This window comes from Flavobacterium mesophilum, from assembly GCF_039581405.1.
Classification (GTDB): Bacteria; Bacteroidota; Bacteroidia; order Flavobacteriales; family Flavobacteriaceae; genus Flavobacterium.
The window spans coordinates 148,298-163,723 of the sequence record NZ_JBCPXZ010000008.1 but is presented as its reverse complement, the minus strand read 5'-3'; the positions used below and the strand labels follow the sequence as shown (position 1 = coordinate 163,723).

8 protein-coding genes are annotated in these 15,426 nt (G+C 36.5%); all 8 read right to left on the bottom strand.

Annotated elements, in window-relative coordinates:
* Nucleotides 1-5: 5 nt before the first annotated feature.
* The 8 genes from AAYQ19_RS21075 to AAYQ19_RS21040 all read right to left on the bottom strand — a co-directional run bounded on the left by AAYQ19_RS21075 (nt 6) and on the right by AAYQ19_RS21040 (nt 15,365).
* Nucleotides 6-1,025 (bottom strand): alpha/beta fold hydrolase, encoded by a 1,020-nt coding sequence (locus AAYQ19_RS21075; protein ID WP_343539096.1) that lies wholly within the window; start codon nt 1,023-1,025, stop codon nt 6-8.
* A gap of 40 nt (nt 1,026-1,065) precedes the next feature.
* Complete coding sequence (locus tag AAYQ19_RS21070; RefSeq protein WP_343539095.1) at nt 1,066-1,863, bottom strand: alpha/beta hydrolase; 798 nt, start codon at nt 1,861-1,863, stop codon at nt 1,066-1,068.
* A gap of 184 nt (nt 1,864-2,047) precedes the next feature.
* Nucleotides 2,048-3,997, bottom strand: a complete 1,950-nt coding sequence (locus AAYQ19_RS21065; protein ID WP_343539094.1) for a sigma 54-interacting transcriptional regulator — start codon at nt 3,995-3,997, stop codon at nt 2,048-2,050.
* 14 nt (nt 3,998-4,011) lie between these two features.
* Nucleotides 4,012-5,622, bottom strand: a complete 1,611-nt coding sequence (locus tag AAYQ19_RS21060; protein ID WP_343539093.1) for a sensor histidine kinase — start codon at nt 5,620-5,622, stop codon at nt 4,012-4,014.
* Nucleotides 5,623-5,744: 122 nt separating this feature from the next.
* On the bottom strand, nt 5,745-6,983 hold the full coding sequence (locus AAYQ19_RS21055; protein ID WP_343539091.1) for a sensor histidine kinase: 1,239 nt from the start codon (nt 6,981-6,983) through the stop codon (nt 5,745-5,747).
* 8 nt (nt 6,984-6,991) lie between these two features.
* Complete coding sequence (locus AAYQ19_RS21050) at nt 6,992-13,363, bottom strand: HAMP domain-containing protein (RefSeq protein ID WP_343539090.1); 6,372 nt, start codon at nt 13,361-13,363, stop codon at nt 6,992-6,994.
* 123 nt (nt 13,364-13,486) lie between these two features.
* On the bottom strand, nt 13,487-13,918 hold the full coding sequence (locus AAYQ19_RS21045; protein WP_343539089.1) for a response regulator: 432 nt from the start codon (nt 13,916-13,918) through the stop codon (nt 13,487-13,489).
* Complete coding sequence (locus AAYQ19_RS21040; RefSeq protein WP_343539088.1) at nt 13,905-15,365, bottom strand: sensor histidine kinase; 1,461 nt, start codon at nt 15,363-15,365, stop codon at nt 13,905-13,907. The genes AAYQ19_RS21045 and AAYQ19_RS21040 overlap by 14 nt, the downstream gene beginning before the upstream one ends.
* Between the last annotated feature and the right edge of the window lie 61 nt (nt 15,366-15,426).

Here is a 15,426-nt window from a genome sequence, read left to right as displayed (position 1 = left end):
TTTTATTATTTCGCCAAAAAGAAGGCTAGTAAATCTTTTTGCACTTGAGCCGTATTTTCTTGAACTAACCAGTGACCTGAACCGGCAATTTTAGATTCAGAAACATTTTCAGCAACCAATTTTGAGTGGTCTTTAAGAAACGCAGCCGCGAAATATTCTCCACCCATTGCTAATAATGGCATTTTTAGTTTTTTCTTCATAAAAATAACATTGTCTTTTCCGTCTTGTTCAAATGCGCCAAACCATTTAAATGCAGCAGTTGTGCCACCTTCAGTTGCGTAAGCTCTAATAAATTCAGCAGATTCTTCAGCAGTAAACGGATCTTTTACGTGTCCTACAATTGGCCAGAAATTAGTCAAGAATTCTTTTTCTTTTCCTTTTACAATTTCTCCAGAAGCTGGCCATCCAAAGAAACCAAACCACCATGCCGATCCTTTTACATTTGACCAAACTGGCTCAATTCCAGGTAAAAGTGCGTCCATCAAGGCAAGCTTATTTACGCTGTCGCCGTATTGCGCCGCGTAAGCATAAGCGACCATAAGTCCGATGTCGTGTCCAGCCAAGTTGATTTTTTTATATCCAAGCTGATTTACCAATTCGTGAATATCAGATGCCATTGTTTTTTTATCGTAACCACTTTCTGGTTTGTCTGATTCTCCAACACCTCTTAAATCTGGTGCGATTACTGTAAAATGTTTAGAAAGTTCTGGCAACAATCTATTCCACATGTACCAGTTTTGTCCAAAGCCATGAACTAAAACTAATGGATCACCTTGTCCGCCAATAACGTAATGAATTTTGATTCCGTTTACAGTTGCTGTTGCATGTTTGAAATTTGCTGGCGGATTTGCCGGAGCAACTTCAGCAGTTTCTGTACTTTCGGCAGGTTTAGTTTCTGTTGCAGGAGTTTCTTCTGCTTTTTTATTACAAGAAACTAAGGTCAATATCAAAATAGCAGCAGCTAGAAACTGTACTGCTTTTGTTTTTAAATTAAAAAATGTAGTGTTTAACGAATTTGTTTTCATGATTAAAAATTTTTAGAAGTGGTTAATAAATAATTGGTTATTAAGAATTTTGTGGAGGCAGTTTGGCAATCCATTCTTGAATGTAAACGGCTATTTCCTGCCATCCAGGCTGATTTAATACAAAGTGATTTCGATTTGGGAAAACCTTAAAATCGGTGATGGAATCTTTGTCTGAGTATTTTTTATAATTCGAAAGGTTCAAAGATTCGGGAATGGTATGATCGATTGATCCAGCAATTAGCAAAAGCGGTTTATGCGGTGCCTTAAAATCTACTTTTGCAACAGAAGTTATAGTATCACGAACGATTAATTTAGATTCTGGAATTGCCGATTCACAATAGGCTTTGTCCTGCCATTCTTCGGGCATTCCGTTTGTAAAGGCATATTGCCATTGTGGGAAACTCATTAAGAAAGTTTTCTTTGTAGAAGTGAAAAAACCAAGAGGTCCCCAGCCAGCTTTTAAGAAAGAAAATTTAAACGTCATTATTCCTTGAGGAGGAACAGAATGTATGGCAATTGCAGACGATGCTAGATTGCGTTGCAAGAGTATTTGCGCGATAAGCCCGCCAATAGAATGCCCAATAATTATAGGTTTCTGTGGAAGATTTTTAGCAATATTCTCGAAATATTCAATTAATTGAGACAATCGCAAACTCGCAACCTGTGGATCAGGATGACGATCTCGCAAAACATTTGCAGGCGCATCTTTGTACGGCCATGCTGGTGCTAGCGTTTTGTAGCCTTTATTTTCAAAAAAGACTTTCCACTCGTCCCAACATTTATTGCTGACAAAAGCGCCGGTAATAAATAGAATCGTATTAGGGTTTTCGGTTTGCATAATACACATTTTAATGTTATGCCAAACTCTAAACTAAAATCGAACCTATTTTGTAACTGATTGATTTTTAGTGTTTTAATTTATTTTAGTATTCTTGTGCCAAACTATATATCGTTAAAAAACGAAAAAGCAACAACTTAATATCGTTGGAAACAATTGATAATTAACAATTGATAATTGATAATTAAAAGTGGCTTCTTTTGATTCCTAATTTTTGCATTCTTGATGCTAAAGTAGTAGGCGGAAGGCCAAGTATTTCTGAAGCACCACCAGCGCCTCTGATTCTTCCGTTGCATTTTTCCAAAACATTAATAATATGTTCTCTTTCGTTTTCTTGAATAGTTTTGAAGTACCATTCGTTTGATTTGTTGTTTACTTTGATTTCATCAAAAGCAGGAAGCGGAATATGTTCGATCGTATCTGTTTTAGCCAAAAGAATACTTCTTTCAATAAGATTTTCGAGTTCGCGAATGTTTCCTGGCCAATGATAAGCTAATAAACTTTTTAAGGCAGTTTCGGATATTTCAGTTACATTTTTTCCTGTTTTAGCGCTATATACAGCAATAAAATGGCGTGACAGAAGTCCTATATCTTCTTTTCGCTCGCGCAATGGTGGCATTTGAATTGGAAAAACATTTAAACGATAATATAAATCAAGTCTGAAACGGCCATCGGCTACTTCTTTTTCTAGATTGCAATTTGTCGCTGCGATTATTCTAACATTTACTTTGATGGGAAGATTTCCACCAACTCGTTCAATTTCCTTTTCCTGAATTGCACGAAGCAATTTCGCTTGCATTTCCAAAGGCATATCGCCAATTTCATCTAAAAACAAAGTTCCGTTATCTGCTTGTTCAAACTTGCCAATTCGTTTTTCAGTTGCTCCTGTAAAAGAGCCTTTTTCATGTCCAAATAATTCTGATTCAATAAGACTTGGCGGTAAAGCAGAACAATTGATTTTTATGAATGGACCGTTTTTTTTGCCTGATAATTGCTGAATACTATTGGCAATACTTTCTTTTCCCGTACCGCTTTCACCAGTAATCAAAACAGTGGTGTCTGCTGGGGCAACTTGTATAATATGATCGAATAATTTTAAAAGCATCGGACTTTTTCCAACAATAGATTCAAATCCCGAGATTTTTGTATTTTTTCCAGGACTATGATTTACAACTGAAATATTTTTTTGGTCTAATTTTTTATCAGCATGTATTAAATTTTCAATAGCATAAATCAAAGGCTCTTGAAGTCTGTCGCATAATTTCAAATGATTTTTATTGTAATTGGTAGATTGTCGGCTGAAAAATGATAAATACAATCCGCCGTTTTCATGAAGCGATAACGGAACAGGAAGCATCAAATTAGACTTCATATTCATAGAATTGGCAATCATTTTTTTGATCGGCGTTTTTTCGCATATTCTAATAAAATCCTCATCGTTGTAGAAGGTTGCATCTGTTTCTACTTTACTTTTATTTCTTAGTTCATTGATTTCAGATTCTTTTAAAGCGGTAATATTTTGCAATTCTTCAATTCCTATTTTTTGATATTCATGCAAACCTGTTCGCGCATATCCTAAAACGCGATTAGATAATTTATTATCGATATAAAAAACTGCCATTACAAGATCAAAAGAAATAAGCGATTGTAATGAAGTAACGATATTCAAAACGCGATCGTCCCAAGTGCCGCTTTTTTTGACTATTGATTTTAATTGCTTTTGAAACAAAAGCTCCTTTCTAATCGAAGATTCAATTCCGTGTTGTTGATGATATTCGGCGATTTCGATCGTGATCAATAAATCTTTTTCGCGAAAAGGCTTTACCAAAAAACCATACGGATGCGTCAGTTTCGCCTTATTCAAAACTTCTTCGTTGGAATTTGCAGAAAGATAAATAAAAGGAATATTGTTTTCTCTGAGTATTTCGGCAAGATCAATGCCTGTTTCTTTTCCTAAAAGGAAAATGTCCAAAAGAACCAATTCTGGTTTTTCCTGAGCAATATAATATTTGGCATCTGAAACTGACCGTGCCATTCCAGTAATAGAATGTCCCGCTTTTTTCAGCATCAATCGCAAATGATTGGCTTCTACAAACTGATCTTCAACAATAAGAATTTTTAGTGGTTTTGCCATTTTATAGAATTAAATTAATCAAGATTATTTTCATTAACAGTAAATTCCAAAGTTATTTTGGTACCGTTTGCATTTGTTATTAAAAACTTTCCTTCGATATCTGCAGCTAAACCATGCATTAATTTTATACCTAAAGAAGGATTGTTATAAGGATCAAAATCGGGTGGAAGCCCAATACCGTTGTCACGGATGATTAGTGTGTAATTATTATCTTCATTTTTTTTAAGAGAAATGTTGATCATGCCTTTTTCTTGATTCGGAAAAGCATATTTTATCGCATTTGTAACGGCTTCATTAAAAATCAGCCCGATCGGAATGGAATGTGATAAAGGAAGATTAAAATTGTCAACATCTAATATAAACCGAATGTTGCTTTGTATTTCGAAAGAATCCTTTAGATATTCGGTTAGTTCAAAAATATAAGATGACATTTCAATCAACGATAAATTCTCAGATTGATATAATTTTTGATGAATTAAGGACATTGTCTGAATTCGGTTTTGACTATCATTAATGGCTTGAACTGCTTCTGGAGTTTTTAAAAACTCAACTTGACTGGCTAATAAACCCACAACCATGTGCAGATTATTTTTTACTCTGTGATGAATTTCTCGTAATAGCCATTCTTTTTCAGTTACGAGATTTTGTAACGTAGCATTTTTTTTATTGATTTCATTTTGCTGTGTTTCCAGCACTTTATTAGTTTTTTTCTTGAACATAAAACTTTTGTAAAGCAGTCCCAGAATAATCAGCAAGAGTGCGAGAAAAGTAATCATTGAGTTACGCAAAACAGCCTCATTATTAAGCTTGCTTTGTTGCAAATTGGTTTTGTTCCTTAGTTTGATAATATCTCTGTTTCTTTTTTCCGCTTCATAAATAATATTAAGTCTTGTAGAGATAGGATAAATGGCTTCTTCTTTAAGATGCGCTGCTCTATAATAAAATATAGCTTTTTTGAGATAATTTAGAGAGCTGTTAAAATCAGAAGAAGAAAAATACAATTCACTAATTTCTCTATAACAATCGCCAGTTCTCTTATTATTTCCTGCTTTTTCAAATATAGATGTGGCTTTGAAAATTGGAGGCAATCTTTCTCCTATTGGTGCATTAGTACGCATTTTAGCTGACCAAAGTTTAACCCAAGATTCTGCTAAATCATCTAATTCATCCGTTTTTGATAGAGCCTCAATTGCTTTTTTGGCGTAGACTTCAATCATTATATTATTATTTCTATACTCACAAACCATAGAAAGTTGCAAATAACATTTCCCAATATAAATATTAGAATGAAGTGCCAAGCTTATTTTAAGAGCTTGTTCTGCGTAGTCAAAAGCTTTTTCTAATGTCTTAGGATTGTCGTACGACGCTTCATACCAGTCGCTTACCTTCAATAAGATTTTGATTTTGTCAATATTTTCAGGCAATGAGCTTAATTCTCTTTCCGCTTTTTTTACTTGTTGTTCGGTATATGGCGGTTCTTTTTCTTTGTGATATTGGGGTGTTGGAAGACTTTTTTCTGCGGTTTCAATTTGTTTTTCATTTTTTAAAAGAGTCAATGCATTTAAGTCTCCAATTGTACATAAAACAAGGAGAATCAAAAAAACTTTTGCTTGGTTAGAAAACATCTTTCGTCGAATTAAACTTGCTATACGAAGGTATTGATAATTATGTACGTAAGTTTAAAATATCATAAAATTGATTGCCGACGAAATATCGTCGGCAATTTGATGAATTTAATTATAAGTAATTATGTTTGAGGTATATAAATATCAAAAGTCGCACCTTGTAAAGGCTGTGAAGTTGCGATTATTATTCCGTTGTGATTTTCGACTATTTTTTTGACAATGGCGAGACCAATTCCGGTTCCGTCATAAATATCTCGACTGTGCAATCTTTGAAAAACACCAAATATTTTTTCACTGTGTTCAGGTTCAAAACCAATTCCATTATCTCGAAAACTGATATGACAATAGTTTTCGAGTGGAACCAATTTATCATTATGCAAATCTTTTCCAGTTGCCATACGGCTTTTGATTTCAATTTCTAGCGGAATTTCCTTTTGAGAAAATTTCAGCGAATTGTTGATCAAGTTCTCCAAAAGCTGAATAAATAAAAACGGAATGATATTTACTCTTCCGTGCAAATTTGTGATGATTTGCGCATTTTTTTCTTTAATATTTTCTCTCAAAGCTTCTTTTACATTATCGACGATAGATTCAAGATCAGTATTTTCATAAATGCGATCAATAATATTGGTTCGTGAAAAGGCTAAAAGATCATTTATGAGTTCACGCATTCTATTAGTCGAATACAAAATTCGGTCAAACTTTAATCTTCCATCGGGACTTAAGTTGTCATATTCTTTTGCCAGAATTATGTTTGAAAAAGTCTGAATTTTTCGCAAAGGCTCTTGAAGATCATGACTAGAAATATGCGTAAATGCGTCTAACTCGGTGTTTTTTCTTTTTAATTCGTTTGCGTATTTCTCAATGGCAAGGTATTGTGCCGCCAAATCGTCATTTGCTTTTGTTATTTTGGCATTCAATGCATTTGTTTCTTCTTCTTTAAGCTGTAATTCACGTGTTTTTCGATACAATTCAGTAAAAACCATCACTTTTGCCTGAAGTATTTCAGCAGATAATGGTTTTATCATATAATCAACGGCGCCAGATTGATATCCTTTAAAAATATAGTCTGACGTATTCATATTGGCAGTCAGGAAAATAATAGGCACGTGTTTGAGTTTGTCGCTTTGTCTGATAAGTTCGGCAGTTTCAAATCCGTCCATTAAAGGCATTTGTACATCCATCAGAATAATCGCGAAATCCTGGCTTTTCAAAAGAATCCGCAAAGCATCTTTTCCTGATGTGGCCTCAACAAATTGATAGCCACGATCAGCAAGAATGACTTGTAAAGAAAGCAGATTTTCTTTTTTGTCATCAACTAATAATATTTTAACTGGAGCTTGTTCCATGATTTTTTTCATTTAAAATACTATTTCAACCAAACCCTCATTAATGAAGACAATTGCTCCACATTGACTGGTTTGGTAATGTAATCAGAAGCACCAGATTCAATACATCTTTGTCGGTCTCCTTTCATCGCTTTTGCAGTAACGGCAATAATCGTCAAATCTTTATGTTTTGCATTTTGTCTGATGATTTTCATGGTTTCATAACCATCTAATTCGGGCATCATAATATCCATTAAAACGATATCCATCTTGACGTTTTGATTTAAAATTTCAATGGCTTCATGACCGCTTTCTGCGCTGATAACGTCAAGTCCAAAGCGTTCTAGCGCAGTAGTCAAAGCAAATAAATTTCGGACATCATCATCAACCAGGAGCACTTTTTTATTGATTAAAACGTCTTCTTTTAAGTAATACGTTTCAATTTGTTCTCTCATGTTGTCTGGCATGTCTTTGTGCACACGATGCAAGAATAGGGCGGTCTGATCTACGAGTTCATCAATTGAAACCGCGCTTTTGGTTATAATGCTGTGAGCAAAACGGCTTAATTTGCTTCTTTCTTTTTTATTGACATCGCCAGCAGAATGAATAATTATTGCCGTTTCTTGTCCATTAATATTATTTTCCAAATCGCTGATTAAATCTAATCCATCAGCATCTGGAAGAACCAAATCAAGAATTATACAATCAAATGATTTCTCTTTAATCAATTCAACAGCATCTTTTGCAGTAAGTGCAGTGGAAATCAATATGTCATCTCCTTTTACTGCTTCCACAATTCGTTTTAAGTCCACAGGATTGTCATCTACAACTAAAAGATTTTTTTCTTTTTTGTTTTTGAAATCGTGAATGTCATTAAACATTGCGGTCAATAAATCATTTTTTACCGGTTTTACCAAAAAGTTTCTTGCGCCACGTTTTAAACCTTTATTTCTTTCGTCTTCGCCAGAAATAATATAAACCGGAATGTGTCGCAATGTAAAGTCAGTTTTTAAACGATCGAGAATTTTCCATCCGCTAGTATCTGGCATATTCAAATCCATTGTAATCGCATGAGGCTGAAACTGATTGATATAATCTACCACATCATTTCCTTTTGTGGTTACAACCGCTTTTATATCATGCTGATGCGCTCTTTCTAGCAGGATTTTGGCAAAAGTGATATTGTCTTCCGCAATCAACAGAATTTTGTCATTTGGACCGATATTCGCGCGATCATCGCCAACCTCATCTACAAAATACAAATCCACATCTGATTTATTAAAACTTGAAGATGGAAGTGATTTCAAACGGCTTTTTCCGGCGTGAAGCACATTGGTTTCTTCATTTACATTCATGTCTTCAATTTCAGGAACGTGAACAAATTTTAAAGGCAAAAACAAGGTGAATTTACTTCCGATATTGGTATCGCTTTCAAGTTCGATACTTCCACCTAATAAGTCAGAAAGTCCACGGCTGATGGATAAACCTAAGCCAGTTCCGCCGTATTTACGGCTTGTTGATCCTTCGGCTTGTTGGAAAGCTTCAAAAATGATGTTTTGCTTTTCCTTTGAAATTCCGATTCCAGTATCTGAAATTTCAAAAGCTACAACAGCTTCTGCATTTTCCAGATTGATGTTTTTTGTTTTCCAATTATTATCTGCTTTGTAAATATTTAATCGGACTTGACCTTTTTCAGTGAATTTGAATGAATTGGATAGCAGATTTTTCAAGATTTGATTTAATCGTTGTGAATCGGTTTCCATTAATTCTGGAAGATTGTCATCCATCAGAATTTCAAAATCAAGATGTTTTGCCTGAGAAATAGGGTTGAAGGTAGATTCTACAAATCGGCTGATTTCTGCAAAACTAATCGGATTGTAATCTACAGAAATATAACCCGATTCAATTTTTGAAAGATCCAGAATGTCGTTGATCAACTGAATAAGGTCATCACCGCATGAATTGATAGTTTTGGCAAATTGAATTTGTTTTTCAGATAAATTTCCGTCACGGTTGGCGATTAATTCGTTCGCCAAAATTTGCAAACTGTTCAGTGGCGTTCTTAATTCATGTGACATATTCGCCAAGAATTCCGATTTGTATTTGGATGTCAAAGTAAGCTGATCTGCTTTTTCTTCCAAAGCTTTTCTAGCGACCTCAACCTCTTGGTTTTTCAATTCCACTTCTTCTTTTTGATTGGCTAATAGAATGGCTTTTTCTTCTAATTCTTCGTTGGTATTTTTCAATACTTCCTGTTGACTTTTCAATTCGCTTGCCAATGATTGAGATTGAACCAATAACTCCTCGGTTCTCGAATTGGACTCAATTGTATTCAATACAATTCCGATACTTTCTGTCAATCCTTCAAGGAAATCTAAATGCGTCTGATTAAAGGTATCAAGTGACGCTAATTCAATAACAGCTTTAAGTCGGCCTTCAAAAAGAACCGGCAGAATAATAACGTCTTTTGGCTTGGCATCTCCAAGTCCAGAATTGATTCGGATATAATCTTTTGGTACATTACTTAAAATAATTCGCTCTTTTTCAATTGCAACCTGACCGATAAGTCCTTCGCCCATTGCATATTGCGTAATGGAATCTTTTCTTTTGATATAAGCATAAGAAGCAATTAAATTCAGTTTCGAATCCATGAAATCTTCTCCTTCTTCCAAGATATAGAAAAGACCATGTTGTGCGGTAACAACCGCTGCAAGCTCAGAAAGGATTTTTTTGGTAACGGCATTCAGCTCTTTTTGACCTTGAAGCATTTGCGTAAATTTCGCCAAATTGGATTTCAACCAATCTTGTTCTTGATTACGTAAAGTCGTAGCTTTAAGATTTGAAATCATTTGATTAATAGTATCTTTAAGCGCCTCAACTTCACCTTTTGCTTCAACACCAATTGTTCGGGTTAAATCTCCTTGTGTTACCGCCGAAGCAACCTCAGAAATGGCACGAACCTGAGTCGTAAGATTTGCCGCTAATTGATTTACGTTTTCAGTCAAGTTTTTCCAAGTTCCCGAAGCTCCCGGAACGTTTGCTTGTCCACCCAGTTTTCCTTCGGCACCAACTTCACGGGCCACCGTTGTTACTTGGTCTGAGAATGTTGCAAGCGTGTCAATCATTTCGTTAATAGTGTCAGTAAGTTGCGCTACTTCACCTTTAGCATCGATTGAAAGTTTTTGTTTTAGATTTCCTTTGGCTACAGAGGTTACAACTTTGGCAATTCCGCGAACTTGTCCGGTTAGATTCGATGCCATTACGTTAACCGAATCCGTTAAATCTTTCCAAGTTCCCGCAACACCTTTCACTTCCGATTGTCCTCCTAGTTTTCCTTCGGTACCAACCTCACGAGCCACACGTGTTACCTCCGAAGCAAACGAATTCAACTGTTCCACCATCGTATTGAAAGTGTTTTTCAGATCCAGAATTTCACCTTTTACGTCAACAGTAATTTGTTTAGAAAGGTCGCCATTTGCAACGGCTTTGGTTACATCGGCAATGTTACGAACCTGACCCGTTAAATTTGACGCCATTTGATTCACCGAATCCGTCAAATCTTTCCATGTTCCGGCAACTCCCGGTACGAAGGCTTGTCCGCCCAGTTTTCCATCTGTTCCTACCTCACGAGCCACACGCGTTACCTCAGAGGCAAAAGCACGAAGCTGATCCACCATGGTATTTACGGTTTCTTTTAATTGAAGAATCTCTCCACGAACGTCAGCCGTAATTTTTTTGGACATATCTCCGTTGGCAACCGCAATTGTTACTTCGGCAATGTTACGAACCTGAGTCGTTAAGTTACCCGCCATTTGATTCACCGAATCGGTCAAATCTTTCCATGTTCCGGCAACACCCGGTACGTTGGCTTGGCCTCCTAATTTCCCTTCGGTACCAACCTCACGAGCCACACGAGTAACCTCCGAAGCAAATTCACGAAGCTGATCCACCATTGTATTTAAGGTTTCCTTTAATTGAAGAATTTCTCCACGAACGTCAACGGTAATTTTTCGGGACATATCTCCGTTGGCCACGGCAATCGCCACATCAGCGATATTACGAACCTGAGCGGTAAGATTTCCTGCCATTTGGTTTACAGAATCCGTTAAATCTTTCCATGTTCCGGCAACACCCGGTACGTTCGCTTGTCCGCCTAATTTCCCTTCAGTTCCTACTTCTCGCGAAACCCTTGTTACCTCCGAAGCAAAGCCTCGAAGCTGATCCACCATGGTATTGATGGTATTTTTTAATTCTAAGATTTCTCCTTTTACGTCAACCGTGATTTGGAGCGATAAATCTCCTTTTGCCACGGCAGTTGTAACTTCGGCGATATTTCTAACTTGTCCGGTTAAGTTTGATGCCATTTGGTTAACGGAATCGGTCAAATCTTTCCATGTCCCGCCGACACCTTCCACTTGTGCTTGTCCACCTAATTTTCCTTCTGTACCAACTTCACGCGCCACACGAGTTACCTCAGAAGCAAATGAATTTAACTGGCCCACCATCGTATTAATGGTATTTTTAAGCTCCAGAATTTCCCCTTTGGTATCTACCGTAATTTGGCGCGATAAATCGCCTTTTGCTACGGCTGTTGTTACCTCGGCAATATTTCTTACTTGTCCGGTCAAGTTGGATGCCATTTGATTTACCGAATCCGTTAAATCTTTCCAAGTTCCACCGACACCTTTTACTTTTGCTTGACCACCAAGTTTTCCTTCCGTACCAACCTCAAGCGCCACACGAGTTACCTCAGAAGAGAAGGAGTTCAGCTGATCCACCATGGTATTGATGGTTTTTTTCAACTCCAGAATTTCCCCTTCCGCGACGGCGGTAATTTTTTTAGATAAATCTCCATTTGCTACGGCAGTCGTTACTTCGGCAATATTTCTAACTTGTCCAGTTAGGTTCGACGCCATTTGGTTTACCGAATCGGTCAAATCTTTCCAAGTTCCACCAACACCTTTTACTTTTGCCTGACCACCGAGTTTCCCTTCAGAACCCACTTCACGCGCCACACGAGTTACCTCGGCACCAAAAGAGTTCAGCTGATCCACCATGGTATTGATGGTATTTTTTAATTCAAGGATTTCTCCCTCAACGTTTACAGTAATTTTTTTCGATAAATCGCCTTTTGCTACGGCGGTTGTTACCTCGGCAATATTTCTTACTTGTCCCGTTAAGTTAGATGCCATTTGGTTCACCGAATCCGTTAAATCTTTCCAAACCCCGCCGACACCTCGAACACGTGCCTGACCTCCAAGTTTTCCTTCAGAACCAACCTCACGAGCCACACGCGTTACCTCAGAAGAAAAAGAGTTCAGCTGATCAACCATTGTATTAATGGTATCTTTCAGTTCCAGAATTTCTCCTTTAACGTCAACCGTAATTTTTTTCGAAAGATCTCCTTTTGCTACCGCTGTAGTTACATCGGCGATGTTACGTACTTGCCCGGTTAAGTTCGATGCCATTTGATTTACCGAATCGGTCAAATCTTTCCAAGTTCCACCAACACCTTTTACTTGTGCCTGACCGCCTAATTTTCCTTCGGTACCAACCTCACGCGCCACACGAGTTACCTCAGAAGAAAACGAATTCAGCTGATCCACCATGGTATTGATGGTGTTTTTTAATTCCTGAATTTCTCCTTTTACGTCAACGGTGATTTTTTTAGATAAATCGCCTTTTGCTACGGCTGTTGTTACATCGGCGATGTTACGAACTTGCCCCGTAAGGTTAGAAGCCATTTTGTTTACCGAATCAGTCAAATCTTTCCAAACTCCACCAACGCCTCGAACTTTTGCTTGACCTCCCAATTTTCCTTCGGTACCAACCTCACGCGCCACACGTGTAACCTCCATAGAGAAAAGGTTCAACTGTTTTACCATTGCATTAACCTCTTTTGCAATTCGGAGGAATTCTCCCTGAAGCGGATTTCCCTCAATCGACAAAGGCATTTCTTGAGAAAGGTTTCCCTTTGCAACAGAGGTAATTACGTGCGCAATTTCAATTGTTGGGTGAACCAAGTCTGAAATCAAAGTATTTACAGAATCAACACACGAACTCCACGAACCGCGCGCTCCGTCCAAAACAACACGATTGGTTAATTTTCCTTGCTTACCAATACTTTTTCCAACCTTTTGAAATTCAAAAACCATTCTTTCATTCAAGTCAATGATTTCATTCAAAGTATCACAAATGGCTCTTTTTGTGCCATCTTGATCGGTTGGGAATCTTTGTGAAAAATTACCGTTTTTAACCTTCAGCAAAATTTTCAGAAATTCAGCATCACTAAGGATAGATTCCTCAGTTTTGTTTTTCCTGCTTTTGCGCTCTATTTTTTCATCTGTAATAACAGGCAAGGCGATGAGTACTTCACTTTTCGGTATCTTATCGATTGGTTTATTTTTTTTCATAATTGGTAACTCTTTTTGCTGAAGGTTTTGTTTTTGGTTTGAGGAGGGAATTATTTAAGATTGCGGATTTTAGATTTTAGAATTGGAATTTGGAATTTGATTTTTGAAATTGTTATTGATATTTTAGGTATTTTCATTTAATAAAATCTTTCGAAGATGAAATTGTACAAAAGCTTCCATTGAATCGGGTCTTTTTGTATTATCGTTATAATTCAACGGCTTTATGATATAGCCTGAAATCCCTAATTTTTCGGCAGTTACGCGATCGCTTCCTTCTGAAGAAGTGGTCATGATGAAAACCTTCAAATCTTTTAAATTTTCATCGTTTCTCAAGATCTTTAGAAATTCAATTCCGTTCATTTTTGGCATATTGATATCGAGCAAGATTACATCTGGAATTAGCGGATTTTCAGCTTTTCTCAACATTTGGAGCGCTTCAAGACCATTGTATGCGGTATGTAACACATACTGGATCTCCAATTTTTTTAGGGAACGTTCTACTGAAATCGTATCGAGTTCATCGTCTTCTATCAATAAAATATTAGGCTTTCTCATACTTTTTATTATTTCTCCAGGTGAAAGTAAATTTGGTTCCTTCGCCTAGTTTTGATTCTACATGTATTTGTTCTCCTTGGTCGTCAATGATTTTTTTGACAATGGCAAGTCCAACTCCGGTACTTTCCATTTCGTTTTTCTCTCTCAGCGTCTGGAAAATTTCAAATATTTTTTGATGATATTCTGGATCTATGCCAATTCCATTATCAGCTACTGAAAATTCATAAAATGTACCTACTTTTTGACATCTTATCTCAATACTCTGGTTATCTGATTTTGAGTATTTCACTGCGTTGCTTATTAAATTTGAAAAAACCTGTTCTAGTTTTAGACGCTCTGTAATAAGTTCTGGCAGATTGATAATTTCAAGTTTAAATTCTCTCGGAACAATTGATTGTGCGATTTCGTGAACGAGAATGTTAGTATCGACAAATTCTGGAGTTGTTTTTCTGTTGATTCGGGCGTAGTCTAAAAGGCCATTGATCAAATCTTCCATTCGTTGCGTTCTTTTCGGAATAATATCCAGATATTTTCTAAGAGCAGGGGAGAGTTCGCTTGACAAATCTTCCTCAATCCAACTGATGACATTGTAAATGCCGCGTAATGGTGCTTTTAAATCATGAGATACTACATAGGCAAATTTGTTGAGTTCCTCATTTTTGTTTTCCAGTTCTTGAATATTTTTTTCCAGTCGGCGCGACATGATATTTAAAGATGATGCTAGTGCGCTCAGTTCATCGTTTTTAAAATCTTGTACTATAGTGAAGCGCCCTTTTGAGATCGTATCAGCCACGCGAACCATTGAATTGATTCGTTTCGTAATCATGATTACAATGTATGCCGTACTGCATATTCCCACAAAAACCGTAAGAGTTAAAAATACCAACGAATACGTTCTTGTTTTTTTTAAACTGTGAAGCAACATTTCGCTATGATGTGCTCTGGTTTTATATTCGATTCGCTCAAAACTTCTGAATTTTTTTGTGATCGAATCATTGATGTTTTTGCCAATGTGTTTTTTTAGTTTAGTATCTAAAAGGTATAAATATTCTTTAGGATTTTCTCTTCTAGCGCGTATCAATTCTGATGTATAAGAAAGCCATTCGCTATGAAGAATACTTATTGAATCCAAGATAGAAGCCTGAATGGTATTGCTGTCAATGAGTGTGTGCTGTTCTACAATATAACTTGGAACTTTTTCAATACCGCTGTAATAGGGAGTGAGATAAGTACTGTCATTTGTGAGTAAATAACCTCGAACCGCACTTTGCATTTGTAAAATGGCTCGATGTGTTTTGTTTGAATTTCGGATTACTTCTTCAGATTTTGATAGAAATTCTGAATTTTGATTGACTTTAAGCGATAACCTGTAATTGCTGTACGAATCTGCGGCAGAAAGCAAAATGATGAGCGTGAAGGCCAAAATTATTTGAGTTGATAATTTCATTGTCTTTCTGTTTAAGAAAACCTAGTAAGAATAAATATTCTAAAATTGAACTTGTGTTACA

Excerpts from the sequence above, each read along its gene's own strand:
- AAYQ19_RS21075 (WP_343539096.1), bottom strand. The coding sequence starts at position 1,025 with ATGAAAACAAATTCGTTAAACACTACATTTTTTAATTTAAAAACAAAA.
- AAYQ19_RS21070 (WP_343539095.1), bottom strand. The coding sequence starts at position 1,863 with ATGCAAACCGAAAACCCTAATACGATTCTATTTATTACCGGCGCTTTT.
- AAYQ19_RS21065 (WP_343539094.1), bottom strand. The coding sequence starts at position 3,997 with ATGGCAAAACCACTAAAAATTCTTATTGTTGAAGATCAGTTTGTAGAA.
- AAYQ19_RS21060 (WP_343539093.1), bottom strand. The coding sequence starts at position 5,622 with ATGTTTTCTAACCAAGCAAAAGTTTTTTTGATTCTCCTTGTTTTATGT.
- AAYQ19_RS21055 (WP_343539091.1), bottom strand. The coding sequence starts at position 6,983 with ATGAAAAAAATCATGGAACAAGCTCCAGTTAAAATATTATTAGTTGAT.
- AAYQ19_RS21050 (WP_343539090.1), bottom strand. The coding sequence starts at position 13,363 with ATGAAAAAAAATAAACCAATCGATAAGATACCGAAAAGTGAAGTACTC.
- AAYQ19_RS21045 (WP_343539089.1), bottom strand. The coding sequence starts at position 13,918 with ATGAGAAAGCCTAATATTTTATTGATAGAAGACGATGAACTCGATACG.
- AAYQ19_RS21040 (WP_343539088.1), bottom strand. The coding sequence starts at position 15,365 with ATGAAATTATCAACTCAAATAATTTTGGCCTTCACGCTCATCATTTTG.